This window comes from Pseudomonas sp. Marseille-Q5299, assembly GCF_943737035.1.
Lineage (GTDB): Bacteria > Pseudomonadota > Gammaproteobacteria > Pseudomonadales > Pseudomonadaceae > Aquipseudomonas > Aquipseudomonas putida_E.
This window is the reverse complement of the sequence record NZ_CALSFR010000004.1, coordinates 230,469-244,906: the sequence shown is the minus strand read 5'-3', so window position 1 is coordinate 244,906 and position 14,438 is coordinate 230,469. Positions and strand designations below refer to the sequence as shown.

At 62.8% G+C, this 14,438-nt stretch carries 15 protein-coding genes; 11 read left to right on the top strand and 4 right to left on the bottom strand.

Annotated features, from left to right (window positions below; genetic code table 11):
• The first annotated feature begins 5 nt into the window (after positions 1 to 5).
• The gene (nuoN, locus tag NGJ21_RS13885) at positions 6 to 1,475 is read left to right on the top strand and encodes an NADH-quinone oxidoreductase subunit NuoN (RefSeq protein WP_115275303.1); all 1,470 of its coding nucleotides are present in this window, start codon (positions 6 to 8) and stop codon (positions 1,473 to 1,475) included.
• 74 nt (positions 1,476 to 1,549) lie between these two features.
• On the opposite strand, the gene NGJ21_RS13880 is transcribed toward nuoN, so the two are convergent.
• On the bottom strand, positions 1,550 to 1,825 hold the full coding sequence (locus NGJ21_RS13880) for an Ogr/Delta-like zinc finger protein (RefSeq protein ID WP_080952154.1): 276 nt from the start codon (positions 1,823 to 1,825) through the stop codon (positions 1,550 to 1,552).
• A gap of 201 nt (positions 1,826 to 2,026) precedes the next feature.
• On the opposite strand from NGJ21_RS13880, the gene NGJ21_RS13875 reads away from it, so the two are divergent.
• Positions 2,027 to 2,413: a helix-turn-helix domain-containing protein gene (locus NGJ21_RS13875; protein WP_119688649.1), complete on the top strand. Its 387-nt coding sequence runs from the start codon at positions 2,027 to 2,029 to the stop codon at positions 2,411 to 2,413.
• Here NGJ21_RS13875 and NGJ21_RS13870 read toward each other — a convergent pair.
• Together NGJ21_RS13870 and NGJ21_RS13865 are read right to left on the bottom strand one after the other, a co-directional pair.
• On the bottom strand, positions 2,410 to 2,772 hold the full coding sequence (locus NGJ21_RS13870; protein WP_196997821.1) for a hypothetical protein: 363 nt from the start codon (positions 2,770 to 2,772) through the stop codon (positions 2,410 to 2,412). The two genes, NGJ21_RS13875 and NGJ21_RS13870, sit on opposite strands and share 4 nt — an antisense overlap.
• A gap of 7 nt (positions 2,773 to 2,779) precedes the next feature.
• Positions 2,780 to 3,028: a response regulator transcription factor gene (locus NGJ21_RS13865; protein WP_161872827.1), complete on the bottom strand. Its 249-nt coding sequence runs from the start codon at positions 3,026 to 3,028 to the stop codon at positions 2,780 to 2,782.
• A 226-nt stretch (positions 3,029 to 3,254) separates the two neighbouring features.
• On the opposite strand from NGJ21_RS13865, the gene NGJ21_RS13860 reads away from it, so the two are divergent.
• Entirely contained in the window at positions 3,255 to 5,321 is a 2,067-nt protein-coding gene (locus NGJ21_RS13860; RefSeq protein ID WP_174141645.1) for a TonB-dependent receptor family protein, read from the top strand.
• Between the two features lie 27 nt (positions 5,322 to 5,348).
• Here the strand turns inward: NGJ21_RS13860 and NGJ21_RS13855 are convergent, their stop codons facing one another.
• Complete coding sequence (locus NGJ21_RS13855; protein ID WP_046787253.1) at positions 5,349 to 6,413, bottom strand: AI-2E family transporter; 1,065 nt, start codon at positions 6,411 to 6,413, stop codon at positions 5,349 to 5,351.
• Between the two features lie 128 nt (positions 6,414 to 6,541).
• On the opposite strand from NGJ21_RS13855, the gene trhP reads away from it, so the two are divergent.
• The 8 genes from trhP to NGJ21_RS13815 all read left to right on the top strand — a co-directional run bounded on the left by trhP (position 6,542) and on the right by NGJ21_RS13815 (position 14,359).
• Positions 6,542 to 7,903: a prephenate-dependent tRNA uridine(34) hydroxylase TrhP gene (gene trhP / locus NGJ21_RS13850; RefSeq protein WP_115275307.1), complete on the top strand. Its 1,362-nt coding sequence runs from the start codon at positions 6,542 to 6,544 to the stop codon at positions 7,901 to 7,903.
• 116 nt (positions 7,904 to 8,019) lie between these two features.
• On the top strand, positions 8,020 to 8,448 hold the full coding sequence (locus tag NGJ21_RS13845) for a DUF411 domain-containing protein (RefSeq protein ID WP_115275308.1): 429 nt from the start codon (positions 8,020 to 8,022) through the stop codon (positions 8,446 to 8,448).
• The gene (locus NGJ21_RS13840; RefSeq protein WP_039604685.1) at positions 8,448 to 8,885 is read left to right on the top strand and encodes a YqaA family protein; all 438 of its coding nucleotides are present in this window, start codon (positions 8,448 to 8,450) and stop codon (positions 8,883 to 8,885) included. The genes NGJ21_RS13845 and NGJ21_RS13840 overlap by 1 nt, the downstream gene beginning before the upstream one ends.
• Before the next feature lie 75 nt (positions 8,886 to 8,960).
• Positions 8,961 to 9,959: an alpha/beta fold hydrolase gene (locus NGJ21_RS13835; protein ID WP_115275309.1), complete on the top strand. Its 999-nt coding sequence runs from the start codon at positions 8,961 to 8,963 to the stop codon at positions 9,957 to 9,959.
• 252 nt (positions 9,960 to 10,211) lie between these two features.
• Entirely contained in the window at positions 10,212 to 11,501 is a 1,290-nt protein-coding gene (locus tag NGJ21_RS13830; RefSeq protein ID WP_237859994.1) for an NAD(P)/FAD-dependent oxidoreductase, read from the top strand.
• Positions 11,494 to 12,045 carry a helix-turn-helix domain-containing protein gene (locus NGJ21_RS13825; protein WP_012313746.1) on the top strand — a complete coding sequence of 184 codons (552 nt, stop codon included), beginning with the start codon at positions 11,494 to 11,496 and terminating at the stop codon, positions 12,043 to 12,045. Before NGJ21_RS13830 ends, NGJ21_RS13825 begins: the two co-directional genes overlap by 8 nt.
• Positions 12,046 to 12,054: 9 nt before the next feature.
• A complete protein-coding gene (locus NGJ21_RS13820; protein ID WP_204917562.1) occupies positions 12,055 to 13,410 on the top strand; it encodes a glutamine synthetase family protein in 1,356 nt (451 codons plus the stop codon).
• A 118-nt stretch (positions 13,411 to 13,528) separates the two neighbouring features.
• Positions 13,529 to 14,359: an alpha/beta fold hydrolase gene (locus NGJ21_RS13815; protein ID WP_251962216.1), complete on the top strand. Its 831-nt coding sequence runs from the start codon at positions 13,529 to 13,531 to the stop codon at positions 14,357 to 14,359.
• Positions 14,360 to 14,438 lie beyond the last annotated feature (79 nt).

The window sequence follows — 14,438 nt, the reverse complement described above, 5'->3', positions numbered from 1 at the left end:
GCGCTATGGAATTCACCACTCAACACTTCATCGCATTGGCGCCGATGCTGATCACCACCATCACCACGGTGGTGGTGATGCTGGCGATCGCCTGGAAGCGCAACCACTCGCAGACCTTCCTGTTGTCCACCGTGGGCCTGAACCTGGCCCTGCTGTCGATCCTGCCGGCGCTGAAGGTCGCGCCGCTGGCGGTCACTTCGCTAATCACCATCGACAAGTTCGCCTGCCTGTACATGGCCATCGTACTGGTGGCCACGCTGGCCTGCGTCACACTGGCTCACGCCTATCTCGGTGAAGGCTCCAAGGGCTTCCCCGGCAACCGTGAAGAACTCTACCTGCTGCTGTTGATGTCGGCCCTCGGTGGCCTGGTGCTGGTCAGCGCCAACCACCTGGCCGGCCTGTTCATCGGGCTAGAGCTGCTGTCGGTGCCGGTCTATGGCCTGGTGGCGTACGCCTTCTTCAACAAGCGTTCGCTGGAAGCCGGCATCAAGTACATGGTGCTGTCGGCCGCAGGCTCGGCCTTCCTGCTGTTCGGCATGGCCCTGCTGTATGCCGATGCCGGTAGCCTGAGCTTCGACCAGATCGGCAAAGCCCTGGCCGCCACCAGCATGCCAAGCCTGGTGGCTCAGCTGGGCCTGGGCATGATGCTGGTCGGCCTGGCCTTCAAGCTGTCGCTGGTACCTTTCCACCTGTGGACCCCGGACGTGTACGAAGGCGCCCCGGCGCCAGTCGCCGCGTTCCTGGCCACCGCGAGCAAGGTCGCGGTGTTCGCCGTGGTCGTACGCCTGTTCATGCTCTCCCCTGCTGCCAGCAGCGGCGTGCTGAGCACCGTTCTGGCGGTGATCGCGGTCGCCTCGATCCTGGTCGGTAACCTGCTGGCGCTGACCCAGAGCAACCTCAAGCGTCTGCTCGGTTACTCGTCCATCGCCCACTTCGGCTACCTGCTCATCGCCCTGATCGCCAGCAAGGGCCTGGCCATGGAAGCGATGGGCGTGTACCTGGTCACCTACGTGATCACCAGCCTGGGTGCGTTCGGTGTCATCACCCTGATGTCCTCGCCTTACGGCGGCCGTGACGCCGATGCCCTGTACGAGTACCGCGGCCTGTTCTGGCGCCGCCCGTACCTGACGGCAGTGCTGACCGTGATGATGTTGTCGCTGGCCGGTATCCCGCTGACCGCTGGCTTCATCGGCAAGTTCTACATCATCGCCACTGGCGTCGAGTCGCACCTGTGGTGGCTGGTCGGTGCCCTGGTGATCGGTAGCGCCATCGGCGTTTACTACTACCTGCGCGTGATGGTCACCCTGTACCTGGTCGAGCCGAACCTGCGCCGCCACGATGCGCCGCTGAAGTGGGAACAGCGCACTGGCGGCGTCATGCTGCTGGCGATCGCCATTCTCGCCTTCGTACTGGGTGTCTACCCGCAGCCGTTGCTGGAAATGGTCCAGCAGGCTGGCCTGCAACTGATCGGCTGATCGAACAGGCAATAGCAAACACCCCGCTCATGCGGGGTGTTTTTTTATCTGTGCTGCAAACCGTGCCGGCTACGCTACCGTTCCGCTTGCCTGCCTGACGCAACATCGTCACTGCGGCGCAGTGCCGTCCTGCGTAAATCACTGCTGGCCGATGGCAAGTACACATCCGGATTAGGCATTCCACTGGGTGACAGTTCATGGGTCATTTCGAACTCGGCCCTCACCGACCAGCCACACGCCTCCGTGGTGCATTGCAAATAGGCCACTCTAAGGAAAATATGGCGACCTTCGCTGGTGCGTATGCGCATCCGGCTATGGCAGTGAGGGCAGACCAGTTTGTAAGTACTCACGGTAGATACCTGTTAAGGCCGAGCAATGGCAGAAGCTGTAAGGTTGATCGTCCATTTGTGTCAGTATTGCCTACTGTATAAGAAAGGCTTTTCATCAAACTGCTGTTCATGCCGATAAAGTTCCTCATATTGCAGGGTTATTATTCATAACGAGTAGTTTAAGCCCAGGGAATGTCATTAAACCAGCAATGGATATCTGTTATGAGTAGCCGTTTTTTCGCCTCGGTGCTGGCCCGCCTCAAGCAACTTACCCAGTCCGAAAGCGACGCTCAGCTGGCCAGAGCGCTTGGTATAAGCCCGCAGACACTGAGCAGCTGGAAGGTACGCGAAAGCATTCCATACTCATTATGCGTAGATATGGCCCGGCAGCATGCCTGCTCGCTGGACTGGCTGCTGATGGGTGAGCGCGAGCGTACCTTGCACACAGGTGAAAGCTGGGAAGATGACATCCTCGAACGTTTGCGCAGCCTTTCATTCGCCGACCGCGAGGCCACGCTGCTGTACATCAAGGACAAACAGCGCATCCAGGAGCTGGAGAAGAAACTGGATGCACTTGCCTACCGTGTGCCGGATACCTCCGAAGGCTAACTGCGCCGGCGCCAACGCTGCACGATTTCCCGAAGGTCCACCGAGTCCAGCCACACCATGACCTTGAGGCTGATCGGGACCACCACGACCGCCGCCACGAAAGCAGCCATGCCCCGCGAAAGCATGGGGGCCAAAGCTTGCAACAGCGGCTCGAACAGGTAGCCCACGCCAACGGTGAGAAGGGCCAGCAAGGCTTGCTTGCCCAACGTAAGCCGCTTGCGCGAAACGATGACCAGCCGATCACGTGCCGCGCTGACCAGTAAAGCGCCCAACACTGCACCGAAAAGCACCCGCCCGTCGCGCTCGAGCCACTCCACAACGCAGGACAGGGCACCATCAATCAATGCGACTTCACTCATGAGTGCCTCACTGCTCTGCAAGCATGCCGTAGCGAATGGCCTTGATCACGGCGGCGACCCGCGTGGATACATCGAATTTGCGCAGGATGTTGCCCACATGGAAATTTACCGTCGACTCCTGGCACTGCAGGATCCGACCGATTTCCCACGAACTCTTGCCATAGGCACACCACAGCAATACCTGCTGCTCTCTGGGGGTCAGGCGAATAGGCGTATCCGCATGGCTATCTTCGATCTGTTGCGTGTTGGCACTCATCACCGAACTCCAAAAAATCATCGCCAGTTCACGTCAGCTATCTGACGCGGTAGGACTCCACCTTACGAATCCCAAAACACGTGTTCCATTCATACGGTTTGTAAATCGCCGTCCTACACACCCGTCCTCAAATGGCTGCTTTCAATTAAGTGAAACTCTCCGTGCTTTGCACGGCGTTTCGCTCGTCACATCGCCGTTGCCTGCCCTTTTCACCTGGAGTTGTACGATGCGCCCCGTGTTGCCCCCCTCACCTTGCCTTGGCCTTGTGGCCCTTTTCACAGTCGCCCAGCACGCGTCAGCTGCACCTGCGGTCGAACTGGGCGAAGTGCTGATCAGTGACGAAGCACATAGCGAACTGGAAGACGCCCGCGCGCGCCTGCAGGCAGTACCCGGCGCCAGCAACCTGGTGGACATGCAGCGTGTGGGGCAAGGACGGGTGGCCAGCAACCAGGACGTGCTGGCCTACCAGCCGGGGGTGTTCGCACAGTCTGCAGGTAACGATGGCATCAAGCTGTCCATCCGCGGGTCAGGCATCAACCGTGCGCCCGGAGCCCACGGCTCAGGGGTGTACACGATGTTCGACGGCCTGCCGCTGACCGGCCCGGGCGGTACACCTTACGAGCTGTTCGAGCCGCTGTGGCTGAGCCGCGCCGAAGTGCTGCGAGGGGCCAACGGTTTCGATCAGGGCGCGCTGGCACTGGGTGGCGCAATCAACTATGTGACGCCTACCGGCTACGACGCCGCGCCATTGCAGGTGCGGTACGAGGCCGGCAGCCGCGGCTATCAGCACAGGCACGTCAGCTCGGGTCAGGTGTTGGGCAACCTCGACTACTACGTGGCCCTCACCGATTCGGAATACGACGGCTACCAGGCGCACAGCAGCGGCAGCGCCAAAGGCATCGCCACCAACGTGGGTTATCGCTTCAACCCCAACCTGGAAACGCGCTTCTACCTGCGCTACCGGGAAACCGAGAATGAGTTGGCCGGGCGCCTGACCAAGGACCAGATCAAGCACGACCCACGTGCCGCAAACGCCGCCTACCTGGCGCGCGACGACAGCCGGCCGCAACCGGGCAGTACCTGGGTGGCCAACAAGACCACCTTCTACCTTGAGGACGATGCCCGGGTGGAAGCCGGGCTGGTGTACCACGACTTCCCCATGGACCTGCGCGAAGGCCCGATGCGCCTGAAGGTCGCCTACACCGATGTCAGCGGCACCCTGAACTACATGCGCCGCGACACCTTGCTGGGCCATCAGAGCAACACCACCGTGGGCTGGCGAACCACCAAGCACCTGCCCAACAGCGGCGCCTCGCAGTTTGCCCGTACCACTGGCGACAACTTCGGCGCACGCAGCCGCGACTTCAGCTATCAGGGGTCGGATACTGTCCTGCATGTCGGCAACGATCTGGAACTGATCCCGGACCTGTGGCTGACCACTGGCCTGGCGATGATCTATACCCGCCGTGAAAGCGCAGTCACCTATCCGCAGAACGGTGGTAAGGTCAGCCAGCATGACTGGGACTACGCACCGCGCCTGGGCCTGCGCTACGACATCAACCCGCAACTGCAGGTGTATGGCAACCTGAGCCGGTCCGTCGAGCCACCCCACCCATGGTCACTGATCTGGAGCTCCACGGTCGCCACGCAGCCGATCGAACTGCAAAACCAGACAGCCACTACGCTGGAACTGGGCGCGCGCGGTGATTCGGCCCTGGGCCGCTGGGACCTGGCCTGGTACTACTCGCAAGTGCGCCATGAACTGTTGGCCGTTGAAATCGAGGCAGGCCTCCCGGCCAAGGAGGTCAATGCCAGCGCCACCGTGCACCAGGGCGTCGAAGCCGGCCTGGACAGCACTCTCTGGGAGCACCCTGGTACTGGCAAGCTCAGCTTGCGCCAGGCCTACACGTTCAGTGATTTCCACTACCGGGACGATGACACCTTCGGCGACAACCGCCTGCCTGGCATTCCCATGCATTACTACCAGGCCGAACTGCGCTACGACTGGCCAAGCGGCTTCCATGCCGGGGTCAACACGCAGATGGCGTCCAAGGTGCAAGTCGATTACGCCAACAGTTACCACGCCGACGCCTACGCCCTGCTCGGTGCGCGCCTGGGCTGGGACTCGCCGAAACAGGACTGGCAGACCTGGCTGGACCTGCGCAACCTGACCAACAAGCGCTATGCGGCGACGGTAACGCCGGGGTACGACGATGCAGGGCAAGACATTGCCCGGTCGACGCCAGGGGAAGGTTTTGGCGTATACGCCGGGGTTTCGTACAGCTTGCGTTGAAACGCTGCAAGGGCTGCGTGGCAGCCCCTATTGAGGCAACTGCACCTGCGGCTTGGTCGCGGCGAAAATCCCCCAGCTCGACATGAACAGCGCCGCGATCAGCGGCCCGATCACAAACCCGTTGAGCCCGAATACGGCCAACCCACCCAAGGTGGACACCAGGATCAGGTAGTCGGGCATACGCGTATCCTTGCCCACCAGGATCGGCCGCAGCAGGTTGTCCACCAGGCCAATCACCAGCACGCCAAACGCGGTCAGGATCACCCCTTGCAAGATCGCCCCGGTCAACAGGAAATACGCCGCCACCGGCGCCCAGACGATCCCCGCGCCCACTGCCGGCAGCAGTGACAGAAACGCCATCATCACCGCCCAGACCAGCGCGCTGGGAATATCCAGCACCCAGAAGATGAAACCACCCAAGGCGCCTTGGGTGATCGCCACCAGCACATTGCCCTTCACCGTGGCGCGCACCACACGGTTGAACTTCAACTGCAGGCGGCGCTTCTGGTGCTCTGGCAGCGGCACGGCCAGGCGTACCCGCCGCGCCACGTCCGCGCCCTCACGCAGAAAGAAGAACAGCAGGTAAAGCATGATGCCGAAACTGATCAGAAACTCGAAGGTGCCCTGGCCGAAACTGAAGGCCTGGGTGGCCAGCATCTCGCTGCCCTGGGTGGCCCATTTGGTGATCTTGTCGCGCAGCCCCTCCAGGTTGCCCATGCCCATGCTGTCCAGGCTGTGCTGCATGAAAGGCGGCAGCATGTTCATGCCGCGCTCGACATAGCCGGCGATATCCAGTTGCCCGCTCTCGATCCGCTGGTAAAGGGTGGCGCCCTCCTGCACCAGCAAGGCGCTGGTGATGATCACTGGCAAAATGGCCACCAACAGGCAAATCAGCAAGGTGGTGGCCGCCGCCAGGTTACGCCGCCTGCCAAAGCGCATCAGCAGGTTTCGCTGCAGCGGCGCGAACAGGATGCCGAGGATCACCGCCCAGAAGATGGCGCCATAGTACGGCAGCAGGATCCAGCCGAAGGCAATGGTCACCAGCGCCAGCAATACTGCCAGGGCCTTGTTCTGCAAAGCGGTTTGGTTCATGGCGGTTCCTCGTGAGTGCTGGACATTAGTGCACACCACTTTGGTAAAAGTGCCATGCCCACCTTGATTCAAATCAATACGCGCAACGCAGGCCGGCCTTAGCATCCGCGCCTTTGCCCGGTGCGCACATGAACATCCCCGCCAAGCCTGAACTGCTGGCCCCTGCCGGCACCCTCAAGACCATGCGCTATGCATTCGCCTACGGCGCCGACGCGGTCTACGCCGGCCAGCCCCGCTACAGCCTGCGGGTGCGCAACAACGAATTCGACCATGCCAACCTGGCGCTGGGCATCCAGGAGGCCCATGCACAGGGCAAGCGCTTTTACGTGGTGGTGAACATCGCGCCGCACAACGCCAAGCTCAAGACCTTTCTCAAGGACCTGGCGCCGGTGATCGACATGGCGCCCGATGCGCTGATCATGTCCGATCCCGGCCTGATCATGCTGGTGCGCCAGCACTTCCCGCAGATGCCTGTGCACCTCTCAGTACAGGCCAATACGGTCAACTGGGCCAGCGTGCAGTTCTGGCAGCAACTTGGCCTGAGCCGGGTGATCCTGTCGCGGGAACTGTCGCTCGAAGAGATCGGCGAAATCCGCCAGCACGTGCCTGACATGGAACTGGAAGTGTTCGTCCATGGCGCCCTGTGCATGGCGTACTCTGGGCGCTGCCTGCTGTCGGGTTACCTCAACAAGCGTGATGCCAACCAGGGCACCTGTACCAACGCCTGCCGCTGGAAGTACAACGCGACTCCCGCTACCGAAAACGCTGCCGGCGACATCGTGCGCGAGGTCGAGCCGACGCTGGGCCTGGGCGCACCGACCGATCAGGTGTTCCTGCTGCACGAAAGCAATCGCCCCGGTACAGAAATGCCCGCCTTCGAAGATGAACACGGCACTTACATCATGAATGCCAAGGACCTTCGCGCCATCCAGCACGTCGAGCGGCTGGCTGCCATGGGTGTGCACTCCCTCAAGATCGAGGGCCGCACCAAGTCGCACTTCTACTGCGCCCGTGCGGTGCAGTCGTACCGCCAGGCCATTGACGATGCCGCTGCCGGGCGCCCCTTCGACAGGGCCCTGATGGACAACCTCGAATCGCTGGCCCAACGTGGCTACACCGAGGGTTTCCTGCGCCGCCATGTGCATGACGAGTACCAGAACTACCAGCGGGGCAATTCGCTGTCCGAGCGCCAGCAGTTCGTCGGCGAACTGACCGGTGCACGGGTGGACGGCCTGGCCGAGGTCAAGGTGAAGAACCGCTTCGCAGTAGGCGATCATCTGGAGCTGATGACCCCGCGCGGCAACTATCATTTCGACCTGCACAACCTGTACGGTCGTCAGCAGCAGGCCATCGACGTGGCGCCCGGGGACGGCCATGTGGTCTACCTGCCGATCCCGGAGCAGGTAGCGCTGGAATACGGCTTGCTGATGCGCGACCTGTGCCAGGACGAACTGGCTGACAAAGGTGTAATGTCCAGTTCAGCCAGCTGACAGTTGCTGGCCGATAGCATGCCAGCGCACATCGCGCCTGCAAGCCGCCTGCGCTATCCTGCAGCTCATTTGCATGGCGGGCGGGGCGCCTGCCTACCCATAGGAGTCGTTCGACCATGCTGCATAAACACCTGATCGCACTCGGCCTGCTGGCCATCACCGGCCTGGCACAGGCTGGCGAGACCATCGACGTCTACCGCGACCCCAACTGTGGCTGCTGCAAGGCCTGGATCAGCCACCTTCGTGACAATGGCTTTACCGTCAACGACCACGTCGAGCCGAACATGAGCGCCGTCAAGCAGCGGCTCGGCGTGGCGCCGCGGCTGGCTTCATGCCACACCGGGGTGATCGACGGCAAGTTCGTCGAAGGCCACGTCCCGGCCGAGCAGGTGCGCCTGCTGGCCAAGCGCAACGACCTCAAGGGCCTGGCCGTGCCTGGCATGCCGGTGGGTTCGCCAGGCATGGAAATGGGTGATCGCAAGGACGCCTATCAAGTCATCGGGGTAACCCGGGATGGCCAGGACACCGTAGTCGCCAACTACTGATGCTGAGCCTCTGGGCGCTGTTTCTCAGCGCCTTTGGCGCCGCCACATTGCTGCCGCTGCAATCGGAGGCGGTACTGGTGGGCCTGCTGCTGCGTCAACCCGACGCCTGGCTGACCCTGTTGCTGGTCGCCACCCTGGGCAACGTGCTCGGTTCGGTGGTCAACTGGTTGCTGGGCCGGGCCATCGAACACCTGCGCGACAAGCGCTGGTTCCCGTTCAGCGCCCGTCAACTCGAACGCGCCCAGCAACGCTATCAGCGCTGGGGGCAATGGTCGTTGCTGCTGAGCTGGATGCCAGTGATCGGCGACCCGTTGACCCTGATTGCCGGGATCATGCGTGAGCCGTTCTGGCGTTTCGTGCTGCTGGTCACGCTGGCAAAGGGCGGGCGTTACATGGTCGTAGCCGTGATTACCCTGGGTTGGTTTCATGCCTGGTAACACCTTTAACGTTTAAGGTGCCTGTGCGGCTGCTAAAGTCGCCAATTCCTACATGGTCCTACACGGAGTGCCCCCATGCTACGCGCAACCGCCCTGGCCTTTGCCTGCCTCATCGGCGCCCCCGCCATCGCCGCCGAATCACCCACCTACGGCAAGCAGCTCGAAGGCTTCAGCTACCCGCACCCCCTCAAGCATTTCGACTTCCAGTCCCAGGGGCAGAGCCTGCAGATGGGATACATGGACGTGCCTGCCAAAGGCCAGGCCAACGGCCATAGCGTGGTGCTGATGCATGGCAAGAACTTCTGCGCCGCCACCTGGGAAACCACCATCGATGCGTTGAGCCAGGCCGGCTACCGGGTCATCGCGCCCGACCAGGTCGGCTTCTGCACTTCAAGCAAGCCAGGGTATTACCAATACAGCTTCCAGCAATTGGCCAGCAACACCCATGCCCTGCTGGAGCAGTTGGGCGTCAAGCAAGCGATCATCCTCGGCCATTCCACCGGCGGCATGCTCGCCACCCGTTACGCGTTGATGTACCCACAACAGGTCGAGCGCCTGGCCATGGTCAACCCGATCGGCCTGGAAGACTGGAAGGCCCTCGGCGTGCCCTACCGCACGGTGGACCAGTGGTATGCCCGCGAACTCAAGCTCGATGCCGACGGCGTGCGTGAATACGAGCGCAAGACCTATTACGCCGGGCGCTGGAAACCTGAGTACGAGCGTTGGGTACAGATGCTGGCGGGGCTGAACAAGGGCCCTGGGCATGAAGCCGTGGCGTGGAACTCGGCACTGATCTACGACATGATCTTCACCCAGCCGGTGTACCACGAGTTCAAAGACTTGAAGATGCCAACCCTGCTGCTGATCGGCGACCAGGACAGCACGGCCATTGGCAGTGACATCGCACCGCCCGAGGTCAAGGCGCGGCTGGGCAAGTACAAGGAGCTGGGGCCGCACGTGGCCAAGCTGATTCCACAAGGCGAACTGGTGACCTTCGAGGGCATGGGGCACGCGCCGCAGATCGAGGAGCCACGGCGCTTCAACAACACCCTGATCGAGTGGCTTGGGCGCTGAGGATATGATGGGGCGCATTGGGTGTCGGGGGCTGCCGGGGGCATGCCACGGGCATTTGCTGCGCCCTTTGGATTGAACGCAGCCGTCGCGGCGCATCGCGGGCACCCCCGCGCATTTGTTGCAGCGCGCCACTGATGATAGGCGATGGTTACCATGCCTTGCCTGGTGGGTGCGATTCATCGACTGGCGCAATGAAAATTCCCTGCTAAATTTTCATGAAAATAATCATAAAAAATTTCATGAGGCCAAGGCATGTTCAGGCAATCCGCCCAGCACGTCGCCAGTTATTACGCCCGCACCTACCCTGCCAGCATTCCCCTGCGCCCTACCCTGCAAGGCCGGCACGACACCGACGTGATCATCATCGGCGCCGGCTTCAGCGGCCTGCACACTGCCCTGCGCCTGGCCCTGGCGGGTAAGCGTGTGACCCTGCTGGAAGCCAGCCGGGTGGCCTGGGCCGCATCCGGTCGCAACGGTGGCCAGGCGCTGCTGGGCTGGTCGTGCGACATGCCGCCCATCGAGAAAGCCTTGGGCGTGGAACGCAGCCGACGCCTGTGGGACAGCATGTGCTGGGCTGCCGACGAAATGCGTGAACTGCCGCAGCGGCACGGCTTCGATATCGATTACCGGGCCGGTAGCCTCTGGACCTCGGTGCTGCCACGCCGGGTGAAAATGCTGGAACAAGCCCTGCTTGATGCCGAACAGAAATGGGGCTACCAGGCCCTGCGCCTTATCGGCCGTGACGAGTTGCCCCAGTGGATCGACAGCCCGCGCTACCAGGCTGCCCTGTACGACGCCAAGGGCGCGCACCTCAACCCGCTGAAACTGGCCCAAGGCCTGGCCAGCGCGATCGAGGCTGCCGGCGGGCAGATCTTCGAGCAAAGCCAGGTACTCGACTACCAGCAGAGCGCCAATGGCTATATCGCCCGCACCGACCATGGCGAAGTGCACGGCGAGGTGCTGGTGCTGGCCTGCAACGCCTACATCGACCGCCTTGACCGCAACCTGTCGCGCCGGCTGCTGCCGGTGGGCTCCTATCAAGTGGCCACCACGCCACTGGACGCGGATTTCGCCCGGTCGCTGCTGCCACGCAACAGTTGCGTGATCGACAACCAGTTCGTACCGGATTATTTCCGCCTCACCCCGGACCACCGCCTGCTGTTCGGCGGCGGCTGCACCTACCTGGGCGGCATTCCCAAGGACGTGGCCAGCGCCACCCGCCCCTACCTTGAGCGTGTGTTCCCACAACTGGCGGGCGTTGCCATCGACTATGCCTGGGGCGGGCATATCGACTGCAGCATCCAGCGCACCCCGGACATCGGCCGCGACGGCCAGCGCTACTGGCTGCAGGGCTTTTCCGGCCATGGCGTGCTGCCAACCCTGGCAGCGGCGCGCGCGGTCAGCGACGCGATCCTGGGCGACGACGACCTGCTGGCGTTGTACCAGGGCATAGACAATGGCCGTTTCCCGGGCGGTGACCTGTTGGCTGCCCCGCTGGAGGCCGCAGCCAAGGCCTGGTACCGGATGCGCGATCATGTCTGAAGACGCCCAGGGCCTGGCCCTGCTGATTCGTGGCCTGCGCAAGCACCGCGGGCTGACCCTCGGCGAGTTGGCGATCAAGGTCAAGCGCTCGCTAGGCTTTCTGTCCCAGGTCGAGCGCGGCCTGTCGCAGCCGACCGTGGCCGACCTCACTGCGATCAGCGAAGCGCTGCACGTACCCACCACCTATTTCTACCAGGCCAGCCAGCCGCGCGAACTCGACTGGGTCACCCGCCCCGGTGAACGGCGCACGATCTACTACGCCGAAGGCATCAGCGATGTGCTGGTCTCGCCGACCCTCAACGGCAGCTTTGCGATGCTCGAAAGCCACCTGGCGCCCGGCGCCAGCAGTGGCGAGGGGCACCTGGACGACAGCGCCGAGCAAGGCGGTTTCGTCCTTGAAGGCGCACTGACCCTATGGCTGGATGGCCACCCGGACGCCGTCACACTCGGCCCCAATGACAGCTTCCAGCTCCCAGCGCACAGTCATTTCCGCTACGCCAACCTGACCGACCAGACGACCCGCGTCCTCTGGGTATTCCGATGAGAGCACAGCATGACAACAACAACGACAGGCTTTGCCGATCTGCTCAGTGAAGTGCGCGCCTTCCGCGCCCGTTACCCCGAAGTACGCCACGTCGACCTGCTGAGCCTGGACATCCCTGGGCATTTCTACGGCAAGCGCTACCCCATCGACATGCTCGAAAAGGTTGCCGCCGGCAGCCCGCTGAAACTGCCGCAGAACTGCGTGCTGTTGGGCGTGCAAGGCGGGCTGTTCCCGATTGGCGACTACTGCTTCAACGACGGCGACCCGGACGCCCTGCGGCGCCTGGTGCCCGGCACACTCAAGCCGGTCAGTTGGGAGCGCGAACCGCTGGGCCAGATGCTGATCAGCTCCGACGGCACCGCCTCACCCATCGAGTTCGAGCCCAGGGAGGTGCTCGCCCGTGTGCTGCAGCGCCTGGAACGGCGCGGCATTCGCCCGGTGGTGGCGTTCGAGCTGGAGTTCTACCTGTTCGACCGGGCACTCAAGCAGGGGCTGCCGCAGTTCCCCCGCGACCCGTTCAGCGATGACGCGGACGACCAGCCCAACATGCACATCGAACGGCTGTCGCGGTTCAGCGACGTGCTGCGCGACATGGTCGAAACCGCCAACGCGCAAGGGGTCGACGCCAACGTCATCACCGCCGAGCTCGGCCCTGGCCAGTTCGAGATCAACTTCGGCCACTGCGACGACGGCCTGCGTGCCGCCGACTGGGCCGCCCTGTTCTGCCGCAGCACGCGTGGCGTGGCGCTCAAGCACGGGCTGCGCGCCTCGTTCATGAGCAAACCCTACCTGCAGGCGCCAGGCAGCGGTATGCACGTGCATGTCAGCCTGTACGACAAGGCCGGCAACAACCTGCTGGCGGCCGACCAGCAGCGCCCGCTACGCCATGCAGTGGCCGGTTGCCTGGCCTTGCTGCCGCACTGCATGCCGATATTCGCCGCCAACCACAATGCGTTTCGCCGGTACGGCGCCATGGTCAATGCCGCCAGCCGCGCCAGCTGGGGCTTCGAGGACCGTGATGCGTGCCTGCGCATCCCCGAGTCGGATGCTTGCAATGTGCGTATCGAGCACCGCCTGGCGGGGGCAGATGCCAACCCGTATCTGGTGCTAGCGGCCATCTTGTGCGGTATGGAGCACGGGCTGGATGCCGCGCTGGAGCCAATTGCGCCGCTCAATGACGATCGCGCCAGCGGGGTCGACTTTCCCAAGGACATGCCCAGCGCAGTCGCAGCCATGCGTGGGCACCCGGCCGTAAATGAAGGGCTGGGGGAAGAGTTCGTGATGGTGTATTGCGAGAACAAGCGCCAGGACCACCTGGCGTTCATGCAGGAGGTGAGTGCCCGCGAGTACCGGTGGTTCCTTTGAGACAGATACTGGCCTCATCGCCGGCTTGCCGGCGAAGAGGCCGGTACTGACAAGACAGAAAACTCTCCTATTCTGAATAGCTCACTCGGCAATCCCCCTGCACAGAGGAGACACGACCATGAGCTACGTCACCACGAAGGATGGCGTTCAGATCTTCTACAAGGACTGGGGCCCGCGCGATGCGCCGGTCATCCACTTCCATCACGGCTGGCCGCTCAGCGCAGACGACTGGGACGCGCAGCTGTTGTTCTTCCTTGGCCAAGGTTTTCGAGTGGTCGCCCACGACCGCCGTGGCCACGGCCGCTCCAGCCAGGTATGGGACGGCCATGACATGGACCACTACGCTGATGACGTGGCCGCCGTGGTCGAGCACCTGGGTATTCAGGGTGCGGTGCATGTCGGTCACTCCACCGGAGGCGGCGAAGTGGTGCGCTACATGGCCCGCTACCCAGGCGACAAGGTGGCCAAAGCGGTGCTGATCGCCGCCGTGCCGCCCTTGATGGTGCAAACGCCAGACAACCCCGGCGGCTTGCCCAAGTCGGTTTTCGACGGGTTCCAGGCACAGGTGGCGAGTAACCGGGCACAGTTCTACCGCGATGTGCCGGCCGGCCCGTTCTATGGCTATAACCGGCCCGGTGCCGAGCCGGCCGAGGGGGTCATTGCCAATTGGTGGCGCCAAGGCATGATCGGCAGCGCCAAAGCGCACTACGACGGGATCGTGGCGTTTTCCCAGACTGACTTCACCGAAGACCTGAAGAAGATCCAGCAGCCCGTGCTGGTGATGCATGGTGATGATGACCAGATCGTTCCCTATGAAAATTCCGGCCCGCTGTCGGCCAAGCTGCTGCCCAACGGCACATTGAAGACCTACAAGGGCTTCCCGCACGGTATGCCGACAACCCATGCCGATGTGATCAATGCGGACTTGCTGGCCTTTATCCGAAGCTGACGTGATCTTCCGCGCTGGCCTCATCGCCGGCAAGACAGTTGCTCCCTCAGGACTATCACCGGTCTTGAGTACTGTGCAA